Raw genomic sequence first — 8,810 nt, forward strand, 5'->3', positions numbered from 1 at the left:
GCTGGCCGATCCGCCGGCGGCGGCGCGGGCGCGGCTCGACTTCGCGCTCGCCGCGATGGGCGCGCGGGCGGTGCCGGCGGGGGAGGGCGCGGCCTATGTTTTCGGCGCGGCGGCGGGCCATGCCTGGCCGGGCGAGCCGCAGCCGGAGGAGCGGCGGGCGCGCTTCGCCGAGGCGCTGACCGAGATCATGGGGCATTACGGGCGCCGCCCGGCGGCGGAGGTCGCGGGGCTGCTGCACGGCATCGGCATCCGCGCGCTCGCCCGGGTGCGCGGGGCGGCGGGGCGGACGCCGGCGGCGCTGGGGGCGGGCCTCACGGCGGCGGACGTGGTGGCGGAGGCGCGGGAGTTCTCCTATGCCCGCTACTTCGGGATGGAGGAGCACCGGCTGCGGCACCGGCGCTTCGACGGCGGGATGTCGGAGACGATCGACCGCGCGGTCTTCACCAGCGGCGACGCGATCACCGTGCTGCCGTTCGATCCGCGGGCGGGGACGGTGCTGCTGATCGAGCAGTTCCGCTCCGGTCCGTGGGCGCGGCGCGACCCGCATCCCTGGTGCCTCGAGACGGTGGCCGGGCGCTGCGACGTGACCGAGCCGCCGGAGGCGACGGCGCGGCGCGAGGCGCGCGAGGAGGCCGGGCTCGAGCTCGGGCGCATCGAGCGGATCGCCGACTTCTATCCGTCGCCGGGCATCGTCGGCGAGCATATCACCGCCTTCGTGGCCGAGGCCGACCTCGGCGGGGCGGGCGGGGTCCACGGGCTCGCCGAGGAGCAGGAGGACATCCGCGCGCTGGTGCTGCCGCTCGCGGCGGCGGTGGCGGCGGTCGAGACGGGCGAGATCAACACGAGCCCCTTGATGATCTCGCTCCTCTGGCTGGCGCGGCACGAGGCGCGGCTCCGGGCCGCGTGGTCGTGATGCAGCGGCGCATTGAAGCCACCGGCCGAAGCCGCTACTCCCGGGAGGCATACGGGCAGGAGGAGAAGGCGATGATCGTGGCGGCGGATCTCCCGGCGGCCGTGGGCAATACGCCGCTCATCCGGCTGCGGCGGGCCTCGGAGGCGACGGGCTGCGAGATCTGGGGCAAGGCGGAGTTCATGAACCCCGGCCAGTCGGTCAAGGACCGCGCCGCGCTCTGGATCATCCGCGACGCGGTGGCGCGGGGGGCGCTGAAGCCCGGGGGGACTGTCGTCGAGGGCACGGCCGGCAACACCGGCATCGGGCTCGCGCTCATGGGGGCGGCGATGGGGTTCCGCACGGTGATCGTGATCCCGGAGACGCAGAGCCAGGAGAAGAAGGACATGATCCGCCTGGCCGGCGCCGAGCTGGTCGAGGTGCCGGCGGTGCCCTATCGCGATCCGAACAATTACGTCCGCTACTCCGGGCGGCTGGCGGAGAAGCTCGCGGCGCGCGATCCGCAGGGGGCGGTCTGGGCGAACCAGTTCGACAATGTGGCCAACCGGCAGGCGCATATCGACGCGACGGCGCCGGAGATCTGGGAGCAGACCGGCGGGCGGATCGACGGCTTCATCTGCGCGGTGGGCTCGGGCGGGACGCTCGCCGGCGTGGCGGCGGGGCTGCGCGCCCGCAAGCCTGAGATCAGGATCGGGCTCGCCGATCCGCATGGCGCGGCGCTCTGGCACTATTACGCCCACGGCAGCCTGAAGGCCGAGGGCAGCTCGATCACCGAGGGGATCGGCCAGGGGCGGATCACCGCCAACCTCGAGGGGCTGACGGTTGACATGCCCTATCGCATCCCCGACGTGGAGGCGGTCGGGCAGGTCTTCGACCTGCTGCGCGAGGAGGGGCTCTGCCTCGGGGCCTCCTCGGGGATGAACGTGGCGGGGGCGGTCCGCATGGCGCGCGACCTCGGCCCCGGGCATGTGATCGTGACGATCCTCTGCGATCTCGGCACGCGCTACCAGTCGCGGCTCTTCAACCCCGCGTTCCTGCGCGAGAAGGGCCTGCCGGTTCCCGGGTGGCTGGAGCGGCCGGGCGGCGATCTTCCCGATGCCTGGGCCGGCTGAAGCGCGCTCGGCCCGGGCGACCGGCGAAGGCGGCGCGCCCTTTCCGTCCGTCCCGCCCCGGGCCCTGGCCTCGGCGGGCGCCCACCGGGCCGGGCGCCGCGCTTCTGGCCTGGCGCGTGCGCTGGCGGCGCTGACGCTTCTCGTCCTGATCCTCCTCGCCGGACCGGGCCTCGCCCAGAACGCGGCGGCGGAGGCGGACGATTCGCCGGCGGCGCGCATCGACCGGCTGATCGCCGATCCCGATACCTCGACCGCCGAGCTCGAGGTCATGCGCGACCGGCTGGTCACCCAGCGCAACGACGCGCTGGCGGCACAGAAGGAGCTGCAGCCGGCGCTCGACGAGGTCAACGCCCGCGTCGCGGCGCTGGGCGAGCCGCCGGCGGAGGGCGTGACCGAGCCGCCGGAGACGGCGGCGCGGCGCACCGAGCTCAACCAGCAGCTCGCCGACGCCATGGCCCCGATGCTCGCGGCCAAGGACGAGTTCGAGCGGGCCAACGCGCAGATCGCCGAGATCGACCGCATCGTGCGCGCGCGCTTCTCGGCCGAGCTGATGAGCCGCGGCCCGAGCCCGCTGATGCCGACGGTCTGGACCACGGCGGCGGAGGAGATCGGCTCGAAGGTCGTGATCTACCGCGAGGCGCTGCGCGACCGCTTCAACGATCCGGTCAACCGGCGCATCGCGCTGCGCCGGCTGCCGGTCAGCCTCGCGCTGGTGCTCGCCGGCACCGCGGCGACGCTGCTGGTGCGCCGCTGGCTGATGCGCTGGGTGGACGAGCGGCTGCTCGCCACGGCGAGCGGGCGGGCGGCGGCCTGGATCGTCGCGCTGCGCAACCTCTCGCGGCTGATCGTGCCGGTGGTGGGGGCCGGGCTGATCTTCGCCGCGCTCGATCCCGAGGGGCTGGTCGCCCACACCGGGGAGGGGCGCCTCTTCGAGATCCCGGGCTTCATCCTCATCCTGATCGGAGCCTCCTGGCTGGCGACGAGCCTCTTCTCGCCGCGGCACGAGTCCTACCGCCTGGTACCGCTCGACAATCGCGAGGCGCGGCGCGGCGCGTCGCTGGTGCTGGTGCTCGGCTGCATCATGGCGCTGGCCCGCTACGCCATGTGGGCGATCGCCCGCTTCGACTTCTCTCAGGCCACCCAGACGGCGATCTTCTTTCCGCTGGTGCTGCTCGGGGCGCTCGGGCTCTGGCGGGCGGCGCGCCTGATCGACCGGATCAGGGCGCGGCTGGCGGGGCCGGAGCAGGGGCAGTCGCCGACGGCGGTGCTCGGGCTGCGCTTCCTGCGCGTGGTGGCGCGGGTGGCGCGGGTCGTCGCGGTGGCGGGCCCGTTGCTGGCGCTCGCCGGCTACCTGCCGGCCGGGGCCTTCCTCGTGCTGCCGAGCGTGATGACGCTCGGGCTCTTCGGCGCCATCGTCGTCGTCTACGACCTGCTCGAGAAGACCGCGGTCAACTTCCTCGCCGCGCCGAATGCGTCGCAGGACGACACCGGCCTCATTCCGGTGGTGGTGGGGACGCTGGTCGGGATCACGGCCATTCCGCTGCTCGCGCTCATCTGGGGGGCGCGGCGCACCGACCTGGCGGAGACCTGGGGGATGCTGAACGAGGGGGTGACCCTCGGCGGGATGCGGATCTCGCTGAGCGTGATCCTGACGCTCGTCGCCGTCTTCGCCCTCGGCGCGGCGCTGACCCGGATCGTCCAGACCGTCCTGCGCGGCTCGGTGCTGCCGCGCACCAAGCTCGACGCCGGCGGGCGCAACGCGGTGGTGGTGGGGATCGGCTACCTCGGCTTCGTGGTCGCCGCGCTCGCCGCCGTCTCGGCGGCGGGGCTCGACCTCTCCAACATCGCCATCGTCGCCGGCGCGCTCTCGGTCGGCATCGGCTTCGGCCTGCAGAACCTGGTCTCGAACTTCGTCTCCGGCATCATCCTGCTGGTCGAGCGGCCGGTGAAGGAGGGGGACTGGATCGAGGTCGGCGGCTTCTCGGGCTACGTGCGCGGGATCAACGTGCGCTCGACCGAGATCCAGACCTTCGACCGCGCGAGCGTGATCCTGCCCAACAGCGACCTGGTGGCCGGGACGGTGCTGAACCGGACGCATTCCGGCACCTACGGGCGGGTGCAGATCCCGATCGGGGTGAGCTACGAGGCCGAGCCGCGGCAGGTGGAGGCGATCCTGCGCTCGATCGCCGAGGCGCATCCGCTGGTGCTCGAGGACCCGGCGCCGGTGGTGCTCTTCATGGGCTTCAGCCTCAACACCATGGACTTCGAGCTCCGCTGCTGGCTGCGCGACGTGAACTTCTCGCTCTCGGCGCGCTCGGACATCAACTTCGAGATCGTGAGCCGCTTCCGCGCCGAGGGCATCGAGTTCCGCCTGCCGCCGCCGGTGCAGCATGTGCACCAGCTCGACGAGGTGAGCGCGGCCTTCCTGGTGGCGGCCCAGAAGTCGGCGGAGGAGGAGGGGGAGCCCGGTTCCGACGGCACTGCCGGGCCGCCGCCCGCCAAGCCGGCGTGATCGCTTGCAGGCCGGGCCGCCCGCGGCTATCAGGCGGCGGGGGCGATTAGCTCAGCTGGTAGAGCGCCTCGCTTACACCGAGGATGCCGGCGGTTCGAGTCCGTCATCGCCCACCACACCCCCTGGCGGAGCGGCACCAGTCTTCCCATATTGGGAGCCATCCTCTTGACTGCTCCCATCCTGGGAGTATGGTGCTCCGCATGAGGGTCATCGCGAGGAGCACGCTGATCGCCTTCGCCGCCCGGAACCCCAAGGCCTCTGCCTCGATCGAACGCTGGCACCAGATCGTCAGGCATGCGACGTGGAAGACGCCCGAAGAGGTCAGGGCGGCGTTCTCCGGGGCGAAGGCGCTGAATGGAGAGCGCATCCGCTTCGAGCTGCATGGCGGTGATTTCCGGATGATCGTCGCTTTCGACTTCCGCCGGCAGGTGGCCTTCGTGAAATTCCTCGGCACGCATGCCGAGTACGACAAGGTGGACGCCCTGACCGTCGAGCGGTTCTGACCGGTCTCCACATCGCTTCGAGGACAACCGCATGCCCGATCTCCACCCCATCCGAACCCCCGACGACCACAGGGAGGCTCTCCGCCGCATCGAGGAGCTCTGGGGTGCCGAGCCCGGCACCGCGGACGGCAACCTCCTCGATATCCTGATCGACCTCGTGGAGCATTATGAGGATCGGCACTGCGCCATCCCGGACGTCGAGCCGATAGAGGTGCTGCGCTTCTCGATGGAGGCGAACGGCCGGACCCAGGCGGACCTCGCCGAACTGCTCGGCTCGACGTCGCGCGCCTCCGAGGTGCTCGGCGGCCGGCGCAGGCTCTCGATGGGCATGATCGCGAAGCTGCAGGCGAAGTGGCATATCCCGGCCGGTGCGCTCGTTCCGGCCTACGAGGCCGGGCAGGCGAGAGCAGGTTGAGGGCCGGATGCCAGCGGCCGCCCGCTACTCGCGCTTGCCGCTTCCCATGCGGGAGAAGGCGTCGAACATCTGCTCGAAGCCCTTGAGGTTGGCGGGGAGCCAGGTGCGGAGCATCTCGGCCGGGTCCATCGCCTTGAGGTTGGCGGACATGCGCTCCTGCAGGTCGGCCATCAGCTGCTCCTGCATCGGCTTGACGTCGGGGAGGCCGAGGAAGCTGCGGGCCTCCTCGGGCGTGCAGTCGATCTCGATGTTGATCTTCAAGGCGCGCCTCAGAAGCGGTAGGTGATGCCGAGGACCGGGCCCTGGATGTCGAGGTCGAGCGCGGCGCGGTCGGTGACCTCCTTCTCGATCGAGACGTAGCGGTAGCCGAGGGTGCCGGCCCAGCGGTCGCTGAACCCGTAGTTGGCGCCGGCGTAGAGCTCCCAGCTCTGGTCCGAGGCGCCGTCGAAGCCGCCGTAGTCGGCGAAGCCGTGCAGCGACCAGCGGTCGTTGACGGTGTAGCCGCCGCGCAGGCCGATGATGGCGTCGGTCCAGTCGAGGTCCTTGCTGAAGGAGGCCTCGCCGAGGTTGGCGGTGCCGATCCTGAACTCGACGGTGGTGTCGAAGTAGCGGGCGCCGCCGTAGACGTCGACGTAGCCCCTGGGGTCGTCGAGGACGCGGTAGCTGAGGGCGGCGGTGTAGAAGCCGAGCCGGGTCTTGGTCTCGGTGGAGACGCGCTCCTGCACCCAGGTGCCGTCGTTGCTGAACTCGGAGTAGACGGCGTCGAGCAGGAGGCCGAACTTGTCCTTCTGGAAGAAGGCGGAGCCCATGAAGGCCGCGTCGAGGGCCGAGAGCACGTCGGTGGTGTCGAGGTCGACGAGCGGCCGGCCGTCCGGGCCCTCCTGGGAGCCGTTGATGACCGGGAGCCAGGCGTAGAGCGTGGCCTGGCCGGACCAGCCGCTTGTCCAGTCGGCGGCGGCGGGCGCGGGGGCCGGGGTGACGACCGGGGACGCGGCCGGGGACGCGGCGGGGGACGCGGCGGGGGACGCGGCGGGGGCGGGCGCGGTCTGCGCCGCCGCCGCGCCGGCGGCGAGGGAGAGGGTCGCCGCGGCGGCGAGAAGGGTGGGTCGCATGTCTCCGGCCTCCTGGCTGGCTCCGTCGCCGCGAGATGGCGCCCGGCGGCGGCCGCTTGTCAATAGTCGGTCGGGGCGCCGCCCTCGCGCTTGCGGCGGGCGACGAAGGCGGCGAGTTCGTCGCGGACGGCCTCGTCCATCGGCGGCGGCTCGTAGGCGGCGAGGATCGCCTTCCAGATGCGGTTGGCCCGCTGTTCGGTGGTGGGGCTGCCGGCCTCGGCCCAGGCCTCGTAGTTGCGCCAGTCGCTGAGGAAGGGGGCGTAGAAGGCGGAGGCGTAGCGGCTCCGGGTGTGGGCGGCGCCGAAGAAGTGGCCGTGCGGGCCGACCTCGGCGATGGCCTCGACGGCGAGCGCCTCCGGCGAGGTGTCGGTGAGGGCGGGGTCGAAGTAGCGCTGGAACTGCTGCAGGACCTCGCAGTCCATGACGAACTTCTCGTAGGAGGCGATCAGCCCGCCCTCGAGCCAGCCGGCGGCGTGGTAGACGAGGTTCACGCCCGCCTGCACCGCGGACCAGAGCGAGTTCATGCTCTCCCACATCGCCTGGCCGTCCGGCGCGTTGGAGGCGCAGGCGTTGGAGGCCCGCAGCGGCAGGCCGTAGAAGCGGGCGAGCTGGCCGGTCATCTGGGTGGCGCGGACGTATTCCGGCGTGCCGAAGGCCGGGGCGCCCGACTTCATGTCGACGTTGGAGGTGAAGGTGCCGATCATGCAGGCGAGGCCGGGGCGGATGACCTGCAGGAGCGCGATGGCGGCGAGCGCCTCGGCGATCGAGAGGACGACGGCGCCGGCCATGGTGACCGGGGCCATGGCGCCGGCCAGCGTGAACGGGGTGACGATGACCGGCTGGCCGCGGCGGGCGAAGCGCATGGCGCCGTCGAGCATCGGCCAGTCGTGCTTGAGCGGCGAGGAGGAGTTGATGTTGGTGAAGAGGCGGGGCTGGCTCTCGAACTCGGCCTGCGGCAGGCCGGAGGCGATGCGGGCCATCTCGATCACGTCCTCGACCCGCTCGGGGCCGAGGCTGTAGGCGTGGACGACCTTGTCGGTCAGGGTGAGCTTCTCGAAGAGGCAGTCGAGGTGGCGGACCGAGGGGTGGATGTCGACGGGCTCGACCGGATAGCCGCCGGCGACGTGGATGCAGTTGAAATACTGCGTCAGCCGCATGAAGTTCTTGAAGTCCTCCATGTTGCCGACCCGGCGGCCGCGGTCGAGGTCCATGGCGTTGGGCGGCGAGGAGACGTTCACGAAGCACATGTGCCCGCCGCCCATGGTGACGCGGCGGGCCGGGTTGCGGGGCGTCATGTCGAACTGCCGGGGCGCCTTGCGCACCTGCTCCATGACGAAGGCGCGGTCCATGCGCACGTTGTCGCCGGCGACGCTGCAGCCGGCGGCGCCGAGGAGGATGCGCGCCTCCGGGTGGAGGAAGTCGATGCCCACCTCCTCGAGCACGCGCATGGCGGCGTCGTGGATGGCGGCGACGCCCTCGGGCGGGAGCGGCTCGGTCGGTCGGTCGGGGTTCAGCGGGATGCGCCAGGGCATCTGGGCGATGGCATGCGCCGCCTCGCCGCGGCCATGGCCGGCGTGGCCGCCGCCGCGCCTCCTGCGCTCGTGCATGCTCGTCCTCCCGCGGCCCCTGGCGGGACCGGCTCCCGGCGAGCGTAGCGCCGCCACCGGGGGAGCGGAAGATGCTTCGGCGAAATCCGCCGGCCCGCGCCCACGAGGGCGAGGATCACGACGCCGGGAAGGGCGAGCTCGACGCGCCGGTCGTCACGCCCGAAGGGGAGAAGACCACCAAGACCGGGAAGCCGGCGGCCCACGGCGACAAGCTCGTCCTGCTCTCGTCGACGGCAGGAAGCCGACCTCTCGCCGCGTGCCGACCGACGAGAACCTGGGTGAGCCTCACGAAGCTCGTCGGCCGGTTCGGCGGCAGCTCCGCTGCGCCGAGATCAGGCCGGCAGGGTAGCGCCGGGCGCGGCGCCTGAGGTATTGCTGACTCGGAAGGGACCCAACCCCATGATCTGGTGCATCCTCATCGTCACGACCTCGCTCGAATCCAACAGCCCGAAGATGTGCTTCGAGCACCGCGAGACATGTCGGGCGTACATCGAGGCGATGGACCTCGGGACCGTGGCCCAGTGCAACCGCCGCGCCGATCGGACGAAGTCGTCGGACTAGCGCCCGCGGAGCCAGGAGGGATCTGGAGGCGACGACCGGAATCGAACCGGTGTGCACGGATTTGCAATCCGCTGCGTA

10 protein-coding genes and 1 tRNA gene are annotated in these 8,810 nt (G+C 71.9%); 8 read left to right on the forward strand and 3 right to left on the reverse strand.

What is annotated here, in order from left to right; all coding sequences use genetic code 11:
• The 6 genes from Q0112_RS01045 to Q0112_RS01070 all read left to right on the forward strand — a co-directional run.
• Positions 1-913 (forward strand): NUDIX domain-containing protein (locus tag Q0112_RS01045; protein ID WP_297970313.1); only part of this gene is annotated, 913 nt, incomplete at its 5' end.
• Positions 914-984: 71 nt separating this feature from the next.
• Positions 985-2,022 (forward strand): cysteine synthase A, encoded by a 1,038-nt coding sequence (locus tag Q0112_RS01050; RefSeq protein WP_297970315.1) that lies wholly within the window; start codon positions 985-987, stop codon positions 2,020-2,022.
• Complete coding sequence (locus tag Q0112_RS01055) at positions 2,006-4,534, forward strand: DUF3772 domain-containing protein (protein WP_297970317.1); 2,529 nt, start codon at positions 2,006-2,008, stop codon at positions 4,532-4,534. The genes Q0112_RS01050 and Q0112_RS01055 overlap by 17 nt, the downstream gene beginning before the upstream one ends.
• Positions 4,535-4,574: 40 nt before the next feature.
• A tRNA-Val gene (locus Q0112_RS01060) sits at positions 4,575-4,650 on the forward strand.
• Positions 4,651-4,734: 84 nt separating this feature from the next.
• A complete protein-coding gene (locus Q0112_RS01065) occupies positions 4,735-5,037 on the forward strand; it encodes a type II toxin-antitoxin system HigB family toxin (RefSeq protein WP_297970319.1) in 303 nt (100 codons plus the stop codon).
• 31 nt (positions 5,038-5,068) lie between these two features.
• On the forward strand, positions 5,069-5,452 hold the full coding sequence (locus Q0112_RS01070) for a transcriptional regulator (protein WP_297970321.1): 384 nt from the start codon (positions 5,069-5,071) through the stop codon (positions 5,450-5,452).
• 24 nt (positions 5,453-5,476) lie between these two features.
• On the opposite strand, the gene Q0112_RS01075 is transcribed toward Q0112_RS01070, so the two are convergent.
• From Q0112_RS01075 to Q0112_RS01085, 3 genes are read right to left on the reverse strand one after another with little or no spacing between them, the layout of a single operon-like run.
• Positions 5,477-5,713 (reverse strand): DUF6489 family protein, encoded by a 237-nt coding sequence (locus Q0112_RS01075; protein WP_297970323.1) that lies wholly within the window; start codon positions 5,711-5,713, stop codon positions 5,477-5,479.
• An 8-nt stretch (positions 5,714-5,721) separates the two neighbouring features.
• Complete coding sequence (locus Q0112_RS01080; protein WP_297970325.1) at positions 5,722-6,564, reverse strand: outer membrane protein; 843 nt, start codon at positions 6,562-6,564, stop codon at positions 5,722-5,724.
• Positions 6,565-6,623: 59 nt separating this feature from the next.
• A complete protein-coding gene (locus tag Q0112_RS01085) occupies positions 6,624-8,171 on the reverse strand; it encodes a trimethylamine methyltransferase family protein (RefSeq protein ID WP_297970327.1) in 1,548 nt (515 codons plus the stop codon).
• A 71-nt stretch (positions 8,172-8,242) separates the two neighbouring features.
• Here Q0112_RS01085 and Q0112_RS01090 point away from each other — a divergent pair, with 71 nt between their 5' ends.
• Together Q0112_RS01090 and Q0112_RS01095 are read left to right on the forward strand one after the other, a co-directional pair.
• Entirely contained in the window at positions 8,243-8,539 is a 297-nt protein-coding gene (locus tag Q0112_RS01090; protein ID WP_297970329.1) for a hypothetical protein, read from the forward strand.
• A 31-nt stretch (positions 8,540-8,570) separates the two neighbouring features.
• Entirely contained in the window at positions 8,571-8,732 is a 162-nt protein-coding gene (locus tag Q0112_RS01095; protein WP_297970331.1) for a hypothetical protein, read from the forward strand.
• Positions 8,733-8,810 lie beyond the last annotated feature (78 nt).

This window comes from uncultured Amaricoccus sp. (assembly GCF_937858865.1).
In the GTDB taxonomy this organism is placed as follows: Bacteria; Pseudomonadota; Alphaproteobacteria; order Rhodobacterales; family Rhodobacteraceae; genus Amaricoccus.